The 14,992-nt window shown below is 67.1% G+C and carries 15 protein-coding genes and 1 tRNA gene; 5 read left to right on the top strand and 11 right to left on the bottom strand.

Going from position 1 to position 14,992, the window contains the following annotated elements:
- Positions 1–547: 547 nt before the first annotated feature.
- On the bottom strand, positions 548–1,669 hold the full coding sequence (locus tag SOM39_RS18600) for an inorganic phosphate transporter (RefSeq protein ID WP_068850816.1): 1,122 nt from the start codon (positions 1,667–1,669) through the stop codon (positions 548–550).
- 13 nt (positions 1,670–1,682) lie between these two features.
- Positions 1,683–2,309: a DUF47 domain-containing protein gene (locus tag SOM39_RS18595; protein ID WP_068850813.1), complete on the bottom strand. Its 627-nt coding sequence runs from the start codon at positions 2,307–2,309 to the stop codon at positions 1,683–1,685.
- 281 nt (positions 2,310–2,590) lie between these two features.
- Here SOM39_RS18595 and SOM39_RS18590 point away from each other — a divergent pair, with 281 nt between their 5' ends.
- Positions 2,591–3,934, top strand: a complete 1,344-nt coding sequence (locus SOM39_RS18590) for a hemolysin family protein (RefSeq protein WP_093534092.1) — start codon at positions 2,591–2,593, stop codon at positions 3,932–3,934.
- The gene (locus tag SOM39_RS18585; protein ID WP_320459202.1) at positions 3,918–4,577 is read left to right on the top strand and encodes an exopolysaccharide biosynthesis protein; all 660 of its coding nucleotides are present in this window, start codon (positions 3,918–3,920) and stop codon (positions 4,575–4,577) included. Before SOM39_RS18590 ends, SOM39_RS18585 begins: the two co-directional genes overlap by 17 nt.
- Here the strand turns inward: SOM39_RS18585 and SOM39_RS18580 are convergent.
- The 4 genes from SOM39_RS18580 to SOM39_RS18565 form a co-directional block, all read right to left on the bottom strand.
- Positions 4,574–5,074, bottom strand: coding sequence for a pyridoxamine 5'-phosphate oxidase family protein (locus tag SOM39_RS18580; RefSeq protein WP_068850805.1), 501 nt, complete (start codon positions 5,072–5,074; stop codon positions 4,574–4,576). The two genes, SOM39_RS18585 and SOM39_RS18580, sit on opposite strands and share 4 nt — an antisense overlap.
- Positions 5,075–5,196: 122 nt before the next feature.
- A complete protein-coding gene (locus SOM39_RS18575; protein WP_093534515.1) occupies positions 5,197–6,186 on the bottom strand; it encodes an LLM class flavin-dependent oxidoreductase in 990 nt (329 codons plus the stop codon).
- 91 nt (positions 6,187–6,277) lie between these two features.
- A complete protein-coding gene (locus SOM39_RS18570; protein ID WP_320459201.1) occupies positions 6,278–7,024 on the bottom strand; it encodes a sulfurtransferase in 747 nt (248 codons plus the stop codon).
- A 45-nt stretch (positions 7,025–7,069) separates the two neighbouring features.
- Positions 7,070–7,435, bottom strand: a complete 366-nt coding sequence (locus SOM39_RS18565; RefSeq protein WP_068850799.1) for a DUF6164 family protein — start codon at positions 7,433–7,435, stop codon at positions 7,070–7,072.
- Positions 7,436–7,498: 63 nt separating this feature from the next.
- Between SOM39_RS18565 and SOM39_RS18560 the strand changes: the two genes are divergently transcribed.
- Both SOM39_RS18560 and SOM39_RS18555 read left to right on the top strand, forming a co-directional pair.
- Entirely contained in the window at positions 7,499–7,939 is a 441-nt protein-coding gene (locus tag SOM39_RS18560) for an FKBP-type peptidyl-prolyl cis-trans isomerase (RefSeq protein WP_320459200.1), read from the top strand.
- A gap of 5 nt (positions 7,940–7,944) precedes the next feature.
- A complete protein-coding gene (locus SOM39_RS18555; RefSeq protein WP_320459199.1) occupies positions 7,945–9,189 on the top strand; it encodes a TIGR03862 family flavoprotein in 1,245 nt (414 codons plus the stop codon).
- A 109-nt stretch (positions 9,190–9,298) separates the two neighbouring features.
- Here the strand turns inward: SOM39_RS18555 and SOM39_RS18550 are convergent, their stop codons facing one another.
- From SOM39_RS18550 to SOM39_RS18530, 5 genes are all read right to left on the bottom strand, one after another.
- Positions 9,299–10,921, bottom strand: a complete 1,623-nt coding sequence (locus SOM39_RS18550) for an FMN-binding glutamate synthase family protein (protein WP_320459198.1) — start codon at positions 10,919–10,921, stop codon at positions 9,299–9,301.
- A gap of 31 nt (positions 10,922–10,952) precedes the next feature.
- On the bottom strand, positions 10,953–12,236 hold the full coding sequence (locus SOM39_RS18545) for a nucleotide sugar dehydrogenase (protein ID WP_320459197.1): 1,284 nt from the start codon (positions 12,234–12,236) through the stop codon (positions 10,953–10,955).
- A gap of 286 nt (positions 12,237–12,522) precedes the next feature.
- Complete coding sequence (locus SOM39_RS18540; protein ID WP_320459196.1) at positions 12,523–12,978, bottom strand: BLUF domain-containing protein; 456 nt, start codon at positions 12,976–12,978, stop codon at positions 12,523–12,525.
- Between the two features lie 70 nt (positions 12,979–13,048).
- Entirely contained in the window at positions 13,049–14,053 is a 1,005-nt protein-coding gene (locus SOM39_RS18535; RefSeq protein ID WP_320459195.1) for a TraB/GumN family protein, read from the bottom strand.
- Between the two features lie 85 nt (positions 14,054–14,138).
- Positions 14,139–14,831 carry a glutathione S-transferase family protein gene (locus SOM39_RS18530; RefSeq protein ID WP_320459194.1) on the bottom strand — a complete coding sequence of 231 codons (693 nt, stop codon included), beginning with the start codon at positions 14,829–14,831 and terminating at the stop codon, positions 14,139–14,141.
- Between the two features lie 74 nt (positions 14,832–14,905).
- On the opposite strand from SOM39_RS18530, the gene SOM39_RS18525 reads away from it, so the two are divergent.
- Positions 14,906–14,992: transfer RNA gene (locus SOM39_RS18525), tRNA-Leu, on the top strand.

Genomic DNA, 14,992 nt, shown 5'->3' with positions numbered 1-14,992 from the left:
TCTCTCATACCTTGGGTTATCTGTCTTGCCACGGGTCACCTCGATGCTTGGATTGATCCTATCGAGTGTCCAACCGGATTAGACCACCTCAATCCATCCCTGGAGGCTCTTGCGAAACATCCATGTTTCGCAAAGCCCCCGTACCCCCGCCCCCGCCGACCCTCGACGGTTTGTTGGTGGCCATGGGAGATCAACGGCGGTGCCGATCATTTTCATGCGTTACCGGCCGCGGTGGCGTTCCGTGCCGTCGTTCGGGAACCGACGCTACCGACGTACCTGCCGCGTAGGGACACGCCATGCGTGTCTGATTTTGGTATCCGCACGCGACCATCTGTCGGGGGCGGACGGCGGGCAGCCCCCGTAGGGACTGTCAAAAACATGGATGTTTTTGCCAAGCCTCCATGGATGGATTCACGGCGTGTCCCGTAGGGGGCTGCCCGACGGCCGCCCCAGCCGGAAAAATGAAAACGCTGCTTTTCGCGACCAACCAGCAGACACAAAAAACCCGGCCGAAGCCGGGTTTTTCGCGTTTCCAAACCAACCCCGATCAGGTCCAGCCGAACAGCTCGAACAGCTTCAGGATCAGGTAGGCGCAGCCGCCGGCGGCCGGGATGGTGAGGATCCAGGCCCAGACGATGCGTTCGATCACGCCAAAGCGCAGCGAACGCGGGTTCTTGGCGTAACCCACGCCCATGATGGCGGTGGAGATGCTGTGGGTGGTCGAAACCGGCATGCCGAAGTGCGCGGCCAGGGTCAGGATCGTGGCCGAGCTGGTCTCGGCCGCGAAGCCGTGGATCGGGTGCAGCTTGACCATCTTGTGGCCCAGCGTCTTGATGATCTTCCAGCCACCCGAGGCGGTACCGGCGGCCATCACCACCGCGCAGGTCAGCACGATCCACATCGCGATGCCGTCACCGGCGTGCGCGTCCGGGTGCATGAAGGCCAGCCAGGACGGCAGGTCGTTCAGTGCGCCGGTCGCCTCGGCGCCGATCAGGGTCATGGCGATGATGCCCATGGTCTTCTGCGCGTCGTTGTGACCGTGGGCGAAGCCCATGTAAGCCGCCGAGACGATCTGCGCCTTGCCGAAGAACGCGTTGACGATGCGCGGGCGGGCCAGGCGGCCCAGCCAGCCACCGGCCTTGGCCATGCCCGCGATGATCGCCCACAGCAGCAGCATCACCACGATGCCGAGCAGGAAGCCGGCGATCGGCGAGGTGATCATCGGCAGGAACACCTTCCACAGCAGGCCCTTGTTCTGCGCCCACGTGCCGATGCGTTCGGACCAGATCAGCGCATCCCAGTTGTTGTGGGCGGCGGCCAGGCCGGCGCCGCACAGGCCACCGATCAGCGCGTGCGAGGACGACGACGGCAGGCCCTTCCACCAGGTGATCAGGTTCCAGATGATGCCGCCCAGCAGCGCGCACAGGATCACCTGCGGGGTGACGTCAACCACGCCGGTGTTGAGCAGGCCCGAGGCGATGGTCAGCGCCACAGCGGTGCCGGTCAGGGCGCCGATGAGGTTCATGAAGGCGGCGAGCATCACCGCCCAGCCGGGCGAGAGCACCTTGGTCGCCACCACGGTGGCGATGGAGTTGGCGGTGTCGTGGAAGCCGTTGATGAACTCGAAGACGAGCGCGGCCAGGATCACCACCAGAACGAGGGTCAGCATGCTGTGGCGTCCGTCAGCTGTTCTTCAGCACGATCTGGTAGGCCACCACACCGGCCTCGCGGCAACGGTCGATGGCCTTTTCCAGGATCTCGAAGAATTCCTTGAGCAGGAACATCTGCAGGTTGTCCAGGCGACCGGAGTAGATGTCGCGGTACAGCTCGAGCATCAGGCGGTCGGCTTCGTTCTCCAGTGCACGCAGCTTCTCGTTGAGCGCGGTCATCCGGTCCAGGTTCATGTTGCGCAGGTCGTGGACCATCTCCACCACCACGCTGGCGGCCTGTTCGAGCATCGCCGCGCGCGGCGCGAAATCGATGTGTTCCAGATGCTTGGTGGCCAGCGAGTAGCGGTCGGCGAACTTCTCGACCTGCTTGGGAATCTTGTACAGCGCCGAGCCCAGCGCTTCGATGTCTTCGCGCTCGATCGGGGTCATGAAGCTGTCCACCAGCGCCTGGCTGATCTTGTCCGAGGCGGCGCGTTCGCGCAGGCGGGCAAGCTTGAACGCGTCAAGCGCGGGCTGCCGGTCGGCGTCGCGCAGCATCGAATGCAGCGCCTTGGCGCTGTCGTAGGCCGCCTGGGCAGCCTCGTCCAGCAGGGTGTAGAACTGTTTGCCGGAGCCGAAAATGGTCTGCAGAGAGAACATTGAGAAACCTATTCGCCGTCGAGGAAGGACGGCACCGGGCGGAATTATGACGGTTTGATGTCCAATCCGGGTACTCCCGTCGTCTTCACACTGCCACCGGGCCACCTGAACGACCCTGTTTGCACCCCTCCCCCCGGCTTTTGTTAAGATGCGCGGGCACCTTCGGGTGCACTCTATGGACGACGACCCTTATCCCCCGCCGCGCCCGCCAGGCCTGACCTGGCCCGGTAGCCGCCCGCGCCTGAACACGCCCTCCCTGCCACCAACCGGGGAAGACGCCCGTGTTTGAACTCATCATCGTACTGGCCCTGATTCTTCTCAACGGCTTCTTCGCCATGTCCGAAATGTCGGTCATGACCTCGCGCAAGAGCCGGCTCAAGCAGATGGCCGCCACCAGCAAGCGGGCACAGCGCGCGCTGGAACTGTCGGAAAAGCCGGAAAGCTTCCTGTCCACCGTCCAGATCGGCATCACCCTGATCGGCATCCTGACGGGTGTTTACGGCGGCGATGCCATCGGCAGCGCCATCGCCCTGAACCTGCAGAGCCTGTTCCCGGCGCTGTCGGCCAATTTCCCGCTGTTCAATGAACCACAGCCCTGGTCGGCGGTGATCGGCAAGACCCTCGCCGTGGCCCTGATCACGTTCCTGACGCTGATCTTCGGCGAATTGGTACCCAAACGTCTCGCCATCACCCGTTCGGAGGACATCGCCGGACTGGTCGCGCTGCCCATGAGCGGCCTGGCCCGGATTGCCTTCCCGTTCGTGTGGCTGCTTTCTCACACCACCCGGCTGGTCCTGCGCCTGCTGGGCCTGGGCAAGGACGAAGCGGCCAGCGTGACCGAAGAGGAGATCCGCATGCTGGTGGCTGAGAGCCACGAGGCCGGCGTGATCGACGCGCATGAGCGCGACATGATGAACCGGGTGATGCGCCTGGGCGACCGCACTGCCGACAGCCTGATGACCCCGCGCAACCGGATCGCCTGGCTGGATACCCAGGCCGACGCGGAGAAGAACCTGGCCACCATGCGCGAGCACGAGTTCTCGCGCTACCCGGTGTTCCGCGGCAACGACCAGGACATCGTCGGCGTGCTCGAGGTCAAGAGCCTGGTCACCCGCCTGGTGCGCGATGAGCACTCGCTGTTCCAGCAACTGCGCGAGCCGCTGTATGTTTCCGAATCCACCCATGCGATGAAGCTGCTGGAGATCTTCCGCGAGGAGCAGCAGTCGGTGGCGCTGGTGGTGGATGAGTACGGCGAGATCCAGGGGCTGGTGACCATCAGCGACCTGATGGGCGCGGTGGTCGGCCGCATGCAGTCGGTGGAGAACGTCGACGAGGACGCGCTGGTGGTGACCCGCGAGGACGGCTCGCTGCTGGTGGACGGGTCATTGTCGATCGAAGACCTGCGCGAGCTGATGGGCAACGCTGAACTGCCCGATGCCGATGACGGCGACTACTACACGCTGGCCGGCATGTGCATCCACTACTTCGGCCGCATTCCGCATGCCGGGGAGTACTTCGACTGGGCCGGCTGGCGCATCGAGATCGTCGACCTGGACGGCGCGCGCGTGGACAAGCTGCTGCTGCGCACGCTGGCCGAAGAGGAGACTGATGAACTCACCGGCTGATCCGCCTCCGGCGCCGGACCAGGGCCGGCCGGAATACCAGAACGAAGGCATCCGTACGCTGCTGGCGATGTTCGACCACGGCGATCCCGACGAACGCCTGCGCCTGGGGCAGATCCTGCAGGGCCTGCAGCAGAGCGCGTTCGGCGTGTTCCTGTTCATTGCGATCCTGCCGTCGTTCATTCCGGTTCCCGGGCTGGGCGGCGCCGTGAGCGGTCCGCTGGTAGTCCTGATCGGCGTGCAGATGCTGTGCGGCATGCGGCGCCCGTGGCTGCCGGGGTTCATTGCGAACCGCGGGCCGCGACGCGGCACGATGCATAAATTCCTGGGGAAGATAGACGGCGCGCTGCGCCGCCTGGATCGCATGCTCAAGCCGCGTCGTCCGGCCCTTCTCGTGCCCTTGCCGGCGCATGCATTCACCGGCCTGCTGCTGGTGCTGACCGGCGTGCTGCTGTCGCTGCCGATCCCGTTCACCAACTACCTGTTCGGGTTCCAGCTGCTGCTGTTCTCGCTGGCGCTGCTGGAACGCGACGGCACCCTGATGCTGGTCAACTGGATCGGCGCGATTGCCGCGGTGCTGTTCTTCAGCTTCAGCTCCGGCCAGTTGGTGCACTACCTGACCGAGCTGCTCCAGCGCTGGTTCTAACGCAGGTCCACGACGCCGTTGTCGGACAAGGTGCTGGGGTCATCGCTGACGGCGGAGAGCACGAAGCTCAGCGCCTTGCCCAGCAGCGTGCCGGGGCCGTCCCAGTACTCTGCCGATTCGGCACGCACGTGGATCAGGCGCAGGTTCGGATCATCCTTGCCGCCGGGGAAGAACAGCTTCATCGGCGGCGACCACAGTTCCTCCACCTTGGCGCGGTCGTCGACGATGCGCGCGATGCCCGCCACCGACACGTAGGTGTTCTTCGACTGTGAGGCATAGGCCACGTTGACGCGCGGGTTGAGCGCGATCTCGGCCACCTTGGGGCTGTCGGCGGCGGTGGCGAACCACAGGTCGCCGTCGAATTCGACTTCCTGGGTGCCCAGCGGGCGGCTGTACAGGCGCCCGTCCACGCCGGTGGTGGTGAACATGGCGATGTCCACGTCGCGGATCAGTTCGGCCAGCTGTTCGATGTGCTGCTGGCGATCTTGGTCGGCCATGCGGTGACTCCTGGAATAAGGAGCTCCATCACACCGGAAGGGTGGGAATGGCGACGTGAACCGGATGGTCACGTCGCGTTCGCGTGTGGAGTGCGCCAGCCACGCAGGGCTGGCTCTACCCGTCAGCGCGTCGCCGATTTCCACGCTTGCATCGCCAACCCGAACGAGCGCTTGCGCGCGCCATGGTCGTAGATGTTGGCGGTCAGCAGCAGTTCGTCGGGCTTGTGTCGCGCGGCGAACGCGGCCATGCCTTCGCTGACCTGGCGCTGGTCGCCGACCACCGCGCAGGCCAGCGCGTTCTGCACGCCGATCTTCTCGTGCGGCTGCCAGAAGGCTTCGATGTCGTCGATCGGCGGTGGAATCAGGCCCGGCAGGCCGCGACGCAGGTTGACGAAGCTCTGCTGCTGGGTGGTGAACAGGCGCTTGGCCTCGGCTTCGGATTCGGCCGCCACCACGTTCAGGCCCAGCACCGCGTACGGCGCGGTAAGGTACTGCGAGGCGCGGAACTCGCGGCGATACACCGCCAGCGCTTCGTCCATCGCATCCGGGGCGAAATGCGAAGCGAAGGCAAACGGCAGGCCCATTGCCGCCGCCAAGCGTGCACTGAACAGGCTGGAGCCCAGCAGCCACACCGGCACCGGGATGCCCGCGCCGGGGACCGCGCGCACGGCCTGCCCGGGCTGCGCCGGCTCGAAATAGTGCAGCAGCTCGCGCACGTCCTGCGGGAACTGGTCGGCGCTGTCGAAGTAGCGTCGCAGGGCGCGTGCGGTGGGCTGGTCGGTGCCCGGCGCGCGGCCCAGGCCGAGGTCGATGCGGTCCGGGTACAGCGAGGCGAGCGTGCCGAACTGCTCGGCCACCTGCAGCGGGGAGTGGTTCGGCAGCATGATCCCGCCAGCCCCGACGCGGATGCGCTGGGTGCCGCCGGCCACGTGGCCGATCAGCACCGCGGTGGCGGCGCTGGCGATGCCTGGCATGTTGTGGTGCTCGGCCAGCCAGTAGCGGTGGAAGCCCCAGCCTTCTGCGTGCTGGGCCAGGTCCAGCATGTTGGCAAAGGCCTGGGTGGTATCGCTGCCCTCGCAGACCGGGGCCAGATCAAGAATCGACAGTTGCATGGGGCGTTCCATCAAAGGTTATCCCTTGTTGATGGGGGCGCCGCTCGAAGGACACCATGGCCGCTGGCGGAATGCTGATTCCCGCGCGATATCAATCGGCGGCCTGGTCAACCAGCGGCTTCAATTCCGCGTCGAGGGCCACGCGTTCATCGAACACGAAACAGCGGCCGTCGTAGCCTTCGCCGCCCACGGCCTCGAAGTAGCCGAGGATGCCGCCGTCCAGCTGCAGCACGTTGTCCATGCCGTCGTTGCGCATCCACAGCGCGGCCTTTTCGCAGCGGATGCCACCGGTGCAGAAGCTGACCACGGTGCTGTCACGCAACGCGTCGCGGTGCGGGGCCAGTGCCTCGGGCAGGTCGGTGAACTTTGTTATCGGCAGCACCAGCGCATCCTGGAAGGTGCCGTACTCGATTTCCTGGGTATTGCGGGTATCGAGCATGACCACCGGCTTGCCGTCATCGTCATGGCCCTGGCGCAGCCAGCGCTGCACCGTGGCCGGGTCCACCGAGGGCGCGCGTGGATAGGCCAGCGGCTGGCCGTCGTCGATGCGGAAGCTGATGATCTCCGGCTTGACCTTGGCCTTGAGCCGGGCGAACGGCTGCATCTGGCTGTAGCTGGTCTTCACCCGCATCCCCTCAAAGCGCGGATCGGCGCGCAGCGCGGCGTAGAAGCCGTCGATGCCGGCTTCAGGGCCGGCCAGGAACAGGTTGATGCCCTCGCCCGCCACCAGCACGGTGCCACGCAGTGCGGCCGCCTCGGCGCGCGCCAGCAGCGTGGCACACAGCGCGTCCGGGTCGGCGATCGGGGTGAAGTGATAGGCGGCGGTATTGGCGATCATCCGCCCATTTTACCCGGGCCCCGCCCCACCCGCCCAACCGGCCATTCAGCCGCGCAGCAGCACGAACGGCAGCAGTACCAGCGCGGCGGCCACCAGCATGCCGGCCAGCACCGCCACCACGAACAGCGGGCGGCGCCGCAGCAGCGTGCCGAAGGTTTCGGCGCTGCCGTCGGCCAGCGCGGCCTGGCGCTCGGCGCGGACCCGCTCGCCGCGCGCCTGCTGGTACTCGGCCATCAGGGCCTTGGCCCGGGGCTGGTCGGCGTCGTCGCGGATCCAGATGCCGCCAAAGGAGATTCCCCACGGGCTGGGTTCGGTGCGGTAATGGGCGATGCCCGCCCGGTCCAGCAGGGTGATCACATCCTGGATTTCATCGTCCGCGACATTGCGCAGGTTGAGCAGCAGTTTCGACATGCGCCCATGATAGCGCCCGGCGATGCGCTACCCTTGCGTCCCATTTTCCATCCGGTGACGCCCATGCGTGCTCTGCCGAAGTTCCTGCTCGTTCCCGCGCTGCTGTCGCTGCTGGCTGCCTGCACCCCGCCCGGCCCGCCGCCGGGTGGCAGCATCGCCGCCTTCGAGAAGATCGACACCCAGCCCGGCACCGGTGCCGAGGCCACCCCGGGCAGCACCATCGTGGTCCATTACACCGGCTGGGTGTACGACGAGAAAGCCGCCGACAAGCACGGCGAAAAGTTCGACAGCTCGGTCGATCGCGGCGAGCCGTTCAGCTTCGGGCTGGGCCAGGGCCGGGTGATCAAAGGCTGGGACGAAGGCTTTGCCGGCATGAAGGTCGGCGGCAAGCGCACCCTGATGATTCCGGCTGACTACGGCTATGGCGCCTCCGGCGCCGGCCCGATCCCGCCGAACGCCTCGCTGGTGTTCGATGTCGAGCTGCTCGACGTCAAGCCGCGCTGAACCGCATGAGCACTCCTGTCCACCCTGCGCGACGCGTGGCGATCATCGGCGGCGGCCCGGCCGGGCTGATGGCGGCCGAGACCGTGCGCGCCGCCGGCCACGCCGTGGACCTGTACGAGGCCAAGGGCTCGCCCGGGCGCAAGTTCCTGATCGCCGGCAAGGGCGGCTTGAACCTCACCCATTCCGATCCGCAGGACGTGTTCGTGTCCCGCTACCGTGAGCGTGCGACCGAGGTCGGCACGTGGCTGGCCGATTTCGACGGCCCCGCACTGCGCGAATGGGCGGCAGGCTTTGGCGTGGAAACCTATGTTGGCACCTCCGGGCGGGTGTTCCCGGTCGACCGCAAGGCCGCCCCGCTGCTGCGTGGCTGGGTGCGGCGGCTCAAGGAACAGGGCGTGCGCTTCCATGTGCAGCACCGCTGGACCGGCTGGCAGGATGACGGGGCGCTGCGCTTCGAGACGCCGGACGGGGTTGCCACGGTGCAGGCCGATGCAGTGGTGCTGGCGATGGGCGGTGGCAGCTGGCCCGAGCTGGGCTCGGATGGCGCGTGGGTGGCGCCGCTGGCCGCACGCGGCATCGACCTCGCACCACTGAAACCGGCCAACTGCGGTTTCGACATCGACTGGACGCCCTACTTCCGCGACCGCCAGGCCGGCGCCCCGTTGAAGCCGGTGGTCGCGCACTGGCTCGGGCTGGACGGCCAGGAACACGCGCAGCAGGGTGAGTGCGTGATCACGGCCAATGGCATTGAAGGCAGCCTCATCTACGCGCTTGCCGCGGACCTGCGCGACCGCCTGGCGCGCGATGGCCAGGTGCAGCTGCAGCTGGACCTGTTGCCCGGGCAGACCGAAGCGCAGCTGCTGGACAAGCTGCACAAGCCACGCCAGGGCCGCAGCTTCGGCGAACACCTGCGCCGCCAGCTGGGTCTCAGTGGAGTGAAATCGGCGTTGCTGTTTGAAGTGCTGGGCAAGGACGCCGGCCAGCTGCCGGCCGAAACCATCGCCGCCGCGCTGAAGCGGCTGACGCTGTCGCCGCTGCGCCCGCGGCCGATCGACGAAGTGATCAGCACCGCCGGCGGCGTGCGGCTGGAAGCGCTGGATGACACGTTGATGCTGCGCGACCTGCCCGGCACGTTCTGCGCCGGGGAGATGCTGGATTGGGAAGCGCCTACCGGCGGGTATCTGTTGACCGCGTGTTTCGCCAGCGGATTGCGCGCCGGGCGCGGTGTGGTGGAGTACCTCGCGCGATGACGCCGCGTACCGACCAACGGTCGGTACCTACCGGTAGCGTACAGGCAGCGGTCGGCACACGCCGGTAGCGCCCGACCGTTGGTCGGGCGGCGCAACAGCACATCGCGCGTCAGCGCGATTTGCTGTTGCGTAGCGCCTGGATGCGCGCTGGTGGCTGGAACGAGTCGCTGCGTGCATCCGCCCAGAAGTCGTGGAATACCGCGTGGTCGGGCACCCGGCGCAGCAGTTCGCCCGGGGTGAGGTAGCGGTACAGCGAGGCCAGCGAGCGGATCTCCACCGGCGACACGCGACGCACGATGTGTTCCGGGCCCAGTTCGGCCGGATGTTGCAGGCCGGCCGCGCACAGCAGGTCGCGCAGCGCACGCAGGGTGTTCTCGTGGTAGTTGTGCACGCGGGTGGCCTTGTCGTCCGGGTCCAGGTGCCGCCAGCGGTTCGGGTTCTGGGTGGCGATGCCGGTCGGGCAGCGGTCGCTGTGGCAGCTCAGCGACTGGATGCAGCCCAGCGCGAACATGAAACCCCGCCCGGCATTGCACCAGTCCGCGCCCAGCGCGATGGTGCGCGCGATCTCGAAGGCACTGCTGACCTTGCCCGCCGCCCCGACCCGGATCCGGTCGCGCAGGTCCAGCCCGACCAGCGTGTTGTGGACCAGCAACAGCGCTTCATGCATCGGCACGCCGACATGGTCGATGAACTCGGCCGGCGCCGCGCCGGTGCCGCCTTCGGCACCGTCAACCACGATGAAATCCGGAAGCAGCCCGGTTTCCTGCATTGCCTTGGCGATGCCGAACCATTCCCACGGGTGGCCGATGGCCAGCTTGAAACCGACCGGCTTGCCACCGGACAGCTCGCGCAGGCGCACCACGAACTGCAGCAGTTCCACCGGCGTGTTGAACGCCGAGTGCTTCGACGGCGACACGCAGTCCACGCCCATCGGTACGCCGCGGGTGGCGGAAATCTCGGCGCTGACCTTGGCGGCCGGCAACACCCCGCCGTGGCCGGGCTTGGCGCCCTGCGACAGCTTGATCTCGATCATCTTCACCTGGTCGGTGTTGGCGTTGGCGACGAAACGTTCTTCGCTGAAACCGCCGTGCTCGTCGCGGCAGCCGAAATAGCCGGAGCCGATTTCCCAGACCAGGTCGCCCCCCATCTCGCGGTGGTAGGGCGAAATCGAGCCTTCGCCGGTGTCATGGTAGAAACCGCCACGGCGCGCGCCTTCGTTGAGTGCACGGATCGCATTGGCCGACAGCGAGCCGAAGCTCATGGCCGAGATGTTGAACACGCTGGCCGAATACGGCTTGGCGCAGTTGGGCCCGATCAGCACGCGGAAGTCGTGGTCGGCCACCTCGGTCGGCGCCAGCGAATGGTTGATCCATTCGTAGTCCACCGCGTAGGTGCTGCGCAGCGTGCCGAACGGCACCACGTCCATTTCGTTCTTGGAGCGCTGGTAGATCAGCGCGCGTTGCTGGCGCGAGAACGGCACGTCCTCGAGATCGCTCTGCACGAAATACTGGCGGATTTCCGGGCCGATCGATTCCAGCCCGTAACGGAAATGCGCCATCACCGGGTAGTTGCGGCGCAGCGTGCTGCGCTTCTGCAGCAGGTCCCAGGTGCCCACGATGACCATCGCCGCGCTGATGCCCACGCCCCAGTACCAGGCGGCCCAGTACCCGGCCAGGTACAGCGAGACCGGGAGCAACAGGATGGCGAGCACGTAGACCAGGTAACGATGCATGGCTTTCCTCGATCAACAACCGGGTTCGAGTCTACAGGCGGTCGTCGACCACGTCCCGTGGCCAGACCGACTTCACGTCGTAGACGATCCCATCCGGCGCGAGCAGCGCGTGGATCCGTGCGGTGTCCATCGCGCGGAAGCGGTCATGCGCCACCGCCAGCACCACCGCGTCGTAGCCCTGCGGGTCCGGCTGTTCCACCCACTGCACACCGCTTCCTTCCAGCGTGGCCGGACCGACCCACGGGTCCTGCACATGCACCTGCGCGCCGCTGGACTGCAGGGCCTGGGCCAGTTCCAGCGCGCGGCTGTTACGCAGGTCCGGGCAGTTCTCCTTGAAGGTCACCCCCAGCACCAGCACGCGTGCGCCCTGCGGCGCCTTGCCGCGGCTGGCCAGCAGCGCCAGCACGCGTTGCGCCACGTGCGCGCCGACGCGGTTGTTGACCTGCCGCGCGGTGTGGATCAGGTCGGGGTGGTAGCCCACGCTTTCGGATTTGTGCAGCAGGTAGTACGGATCCACGCCGATGCAGTGGCCACCGACCAGGCCGGGGCGGAACGGCAGGAAGTTCCATTTGCTGCCGGCGGCATCCAGCACATCCTGGGTATCGATGCCGAGCCGGTCGAAGATCAGTGCCAGCTCGTTGACCAGCGCGATGTTGACGTCGCGCTGGATGTTCTCGATCACCTTGGCCGCTTCGGCCACGCGGATCGACGGTGCCGGCCAGGTACCCGCAGTGATGATGCGCGCGTACAACGCATCGACAAGCGCGGCGATCTCCGGGGTGGACCCGGAGGTGATCTTGCGGATGTCGGGCAGGCGCCGCTGGCGGTCGCCCGGGTTGATCCGTTCCGGGCTGTAGCCGCAGTGGAAGTCCTGGTTGAAGCGCAGCCCGGAGCCGGCTTCCAGCAGCGGCACGCAGACCTCTTCGGTGGTGCCGGGGTAGACGGTGGATTCGTAGATCACCAGGTCGCCGGGCTTGAGCACGCTGCCGATCAGGATGCTCGCGTCGCGCAGCGGGCCAAGATCCGGCTGTTCGTGTGCGTCGATCGGGGTGGGCACGGTCACGATGTAAACGGTGCACGCGGCAAGGTCGGCCGGGTCGACGCTGTAGCGCGCCTGCACCGCAGCGGCGAGTTCGTCCGCCGACATTTCCAGGGTGTGGTCGCGGCCCTGCTGCAGTTCGGCCACGCGCGCATGGTCGATGTCGTAGCCGAGCGTGGGCTGCTGCGCGCCGAACGCTACCGTCAACGGCAGGCCGACATAGCCCAGCCCGATCACGCCGATGCGTGCCTGTGCGGCGCGGTCGGCCGCCGTCATCCGGCCAGCCCCGCAGGCGCACGCAGGCGCGGCAGCAGGTACGCGGGGGAATGATCGATCATGCGGGGGCACCACCAGGAAACAGTTGCGACAAGCCTAACGCGGCAGGCGCTGCGCCACAAAGAACAAAGCCGCCGCCCGCGGAGAGTACGGACGACGGCCAACAAGTGGTCCAGCTGCGGTTACTTCCCTTTCAGACAACCCCGGGGCATACCCCGGACCGGTCACAGCTGGTAGACACATGGTACGAAGCGGACTGTGATCTTTGTGTTACGAGCGACGCCACTCACGAGCCCAGCGTCACGGCTGCGGGTTCGAGTTCGCCGGAGACGCCGGTCCATACCTCGAGCAGACGCGCGAAGCCGACCCGGCGCTCGCCATCCACGGGCGCGGAAGCGGCGAACCCCGTCCAGTCGGCATTGATGATCGCGCTCATCACGTCCGGGTCGATGCGGGCAGAGGCCATCGTCCAGCGCGGGAAATGACGCGTGCCGACCTCGCCGCGTGCCAGTTCGCGCATCTGCTGGTGGCTGCGAGCGTTGATCACGCGCTGCTCGACCGGGGCTACGCCATCATCCGGGCCCTCGATGTACTGCAGGAAGCGGCGGCCATCGAACATCAGCACGCTGGTCACACCGGCCACGCGGTTGAAGTTGGAGGCCTCGGCGAGGATGCGGTCGATGCCCGGACCGTCGATGCCGTCGACTGCCTCGCTTACATAGGCGAACGCCTGCAACGCCATATGCACCCCCCGGTGAAGTCCACATGACTATGCCATGAAGATCGCGGGGGTGAAAAGATGGTTTTCCGGCTCAGGGCGACTCGACGTGGTAGCCGGCCTGGCGCAGCCGCTCGAGATAGCCACCCGGTTCCACCAGGGTGTGCACGGGCACGGTCGCAAATGTGACCGCGTTGCCGGCCAGCACTGTGCGTGCCGCGCCCATCCACTTCTCCGCCGCGCGTGCATCCAGGTTGGTCATGCCACGCCGGCGCCCCAGCTCGCTGTCGGCAATCGCGCCGACACAGGCGTCGTACTGGCTCTTCAAGGCCAACTGCTGGAGCGCGTCGATATCCCCTGCCGCCCAGGCGTTGGCGCGCTCGACCAGCAGCGGCATCTGGTGTTCAACCACGTCCAGCGTCCGCTGCAGGCAGGCCACGTCCTGCAGCGGGCTGGCGCGCACTTCCTTCAGTGCGGCGCGCGGATCGTCCACCTTGACCTCCACCCGGGTCACCACGGGCGTCAGGCCGCGGGCCTTGTACGCCTTTTCAAGCAGCTTGCCCACGCCGGATCGGGGACTGAGCCCGACCTCGTCGAGGGCAGCCACGTACAGCCGCGTGGCGGCCACCAGCGGGCGGTCCTTCTCCACCCCATTGCCGCGCCCAAGGTAACGGGCCTTCAACGGCTGCCAGCGCGCATACAGCTCCGGCGGCAGAATCTCCTGCAGTCGCCTGCCCTGCGGGTCGTGCTGCGCCTTCATGGCCGAGGGCAGCAGGGTGAGCCGGCTGAAAAAGCCGACATCGGCATCCAGCGTCCAGCCCGGCGGCCCCAACACGGCATCGGCGCTGGCGATGACCGCCTTGACCTCGTCGGCGCGCCAGTCCAGCCTGGCCGGCAGCGGCGATACCGTGCCCAGGATCCACAACGTGTGGCCTTGCGCATTGGTGACCCGCCACATGCCCGGCCCGGGCTGCACGCCGGAGACCACCACCGGCGCCAGGTCGACCACCTCGGGCGGTGCCTGCTGCGCCCTGCCTTCGGGCACACCCGCACAGGCCAGCCACACCAGCAACGCGCCTGCTGCTGCCCTCTTCGCCATGCCTGTCCACCTTCCTGTGCGCCTGCCGTGCAGCGTACGGCGCGCATCGCAGCGGCGTAAACCGTGCCTCAAGTACCGGTGCCGATCAGCCCGGGTCCGGTGCCTGCCGATAGGGCTCTTCAAACGGGCGGAAATCGTGCTCGTCCAGCGCCGCCGCGATCCATGCCTGCACGCCCGGCAGCGCCCGCACCTGCTGCATGTAGGCCGCAACGCGCGGCGACACCGGCACGACGTAGGTGTGCAGGCGCATCACCACCGGCGCGAAGAACGCATCGGCGATGCTGAAACGATCGAACAGCAGCGGGCCCTCATGGCGTGCCAGCAACCGCTCCCAGAGCGCCTGCAGACGCTGCAGGTCGGCCACCACGTCCGGCTGCTCGCGCAGTACCCGCGCCCCCACCTCGGGAAGCAGTGCTTCGATGTTCATCGGGAAGTGCGAGCGCAACGCGCCGTACCCGCTGTGCATGGCGGCGGTCGCGCTGCGGGCCAGCGCACGTTCGCGGGTCTCCTGCGGCCACAGCGCCGATTCCGGAAACCGTTCGGCCAGGTATTCGGCGATGGCCAGCGAATCCCAGACGACCAGCGCGCCATCGACCAGCACCGGCACGGTGCCCGAGGGCGACAATGCCTCGGCGCTGCGCTTGAACTGCGAGTCCGGGTCGAAACTGTCAAAGCGCAGCACGACTTCGTCGAACGGAATGCCGGCCTGGGTCATCAGCACCCACGGCCGCATCGACCACGAGGAGTAGTTCTTGTTGCCGATGTGCAGTTTCAGCATATGCAGAATGGCCCGGAGCAGGAAAGCTGATGCTAGCGCCCCCTAGGATTCCGCTACAATCCCTCCGCAGCGCCGCCCGGATGGCGAAACTGGTAGACGCATCGGACTTAAAATCCGCCGGGGGCAACCCCATGCCGGTTCGATTCCGGCTCCGGGCACCA

It is taken from the genome of Stenotrophomonas sp. CFBP8994, from assembly GCF_034044835.1.
GTDB lineage: Bacteria > Pseudomonadota > Gammaproteobacteria > Xanthomonadales > Xanthomonadaceae > Stenotrophomonas > Stenotrophomonas rhizophila_A.
This window is presented reverse-complemented; position numbering and strand designations above follow the sequence as displayed.

Bases quoted from the DNA above. Each gene is read 5' to 3' on its own strand.
- SOM39_RS18565 (WP_068850799.1), bottom strand. From the start codon at position 7,435: ATGTCGAAACTGCTGCTCAACCTGCGCAATGTCGCGGACGATGAAATC.
- SOM39_RS18600 (WP_068850816.1), bottom strand. From the start codon at position 1,669: ATGCTGACCCTCGTTCTGGTGGTGATCCTGGCCGCGCTCGTCTTCGAG.
- SOM39_RS18540 (WP_320459196.1), bottom strand. From the start codon at position 12,978: ATGGCGTTGCAGGCGTTCGCCTATGTAAGCGAGGCAGTCGACGGCATC.
- SOM39_RS18545 (WP_320459197.1), bottom strand. From the start codon at position 12,236: ATGACGGCGGCCGACCGCGCCGCACAGGCACGCATCGGCGTGATCGGG.
- SOM39_RS18575 (WP_093534515.1), bottom strand. From the start codon at position 6,186: ATGCAACTGTCGATTCTTGATCTGGCCCCGGTCTGCGAGGGCAGCGAT.
- SOM39_RS18570 (WP_320459201.1), bottom strand. From the start codon at position 7,024: ATGATCGCCAATACCGCCGCCTATCACTTCACCCCGATCGCCGACCCG.
- SOM39_RS18530 (WP_320459194.1), bottom strand. From the start codon at position 14,831: ATGCTGAAACTGCACATCGGCAACAAGAACTACTCCTCGTGGTCGATG.
- SOM39_RS18560 (WP_320459200.1), top strand. From the start codon at position 7,499: ATGCGTGCTCTGCCGAAGTTCCTGCTCGTTCCCGCGCTGCTGTCGCTG.
- SOM39_RS18535 (WP_320459195.1), bottom strand. From the start codon at position 14,053: ATGGCGAAGAGGGCAGCAGCAGGCGCGTTGCTGGTGTGGCTGGCCTGT.
- SOM39_RS18580 (WP_068850805.1), bottom strand. From the start codon at position 5,074: ATGGCCGACCAAGATCGCCAGCAGCACATCGAACAGCTGGCCGAACTG.
- SOM39_RS18555 (WP_320459199.1), top strand. From the start codon at position 7,945: ATGAGCACTCCTGTCCACCCTGCGCGACGCGTGGCGATCATCGGCGGC.
- SOM39_RS18585 (WP_320459202.1), top strand. From the start codon at position 3,918: ATGAACTCACCGGCTGATCCGCCTCCGGCGCCGGACCAGGGCCGGCCG.
- SOM39_RS18595 (WP_068850813.1), bottom strand. From the start codon at position 2,309: ATGTTCTCTCTGCAGACCATTTTCGGCTCCGGCAAACAGTTCTACACC.
- SOM39_RS18550 (WP_320459198.1), bottom strand. From the start codon at position 10,921: ATGCATCGTTACCTGGTCTACGTGCTCGCCATCCTGTTGCTCCCGGTC.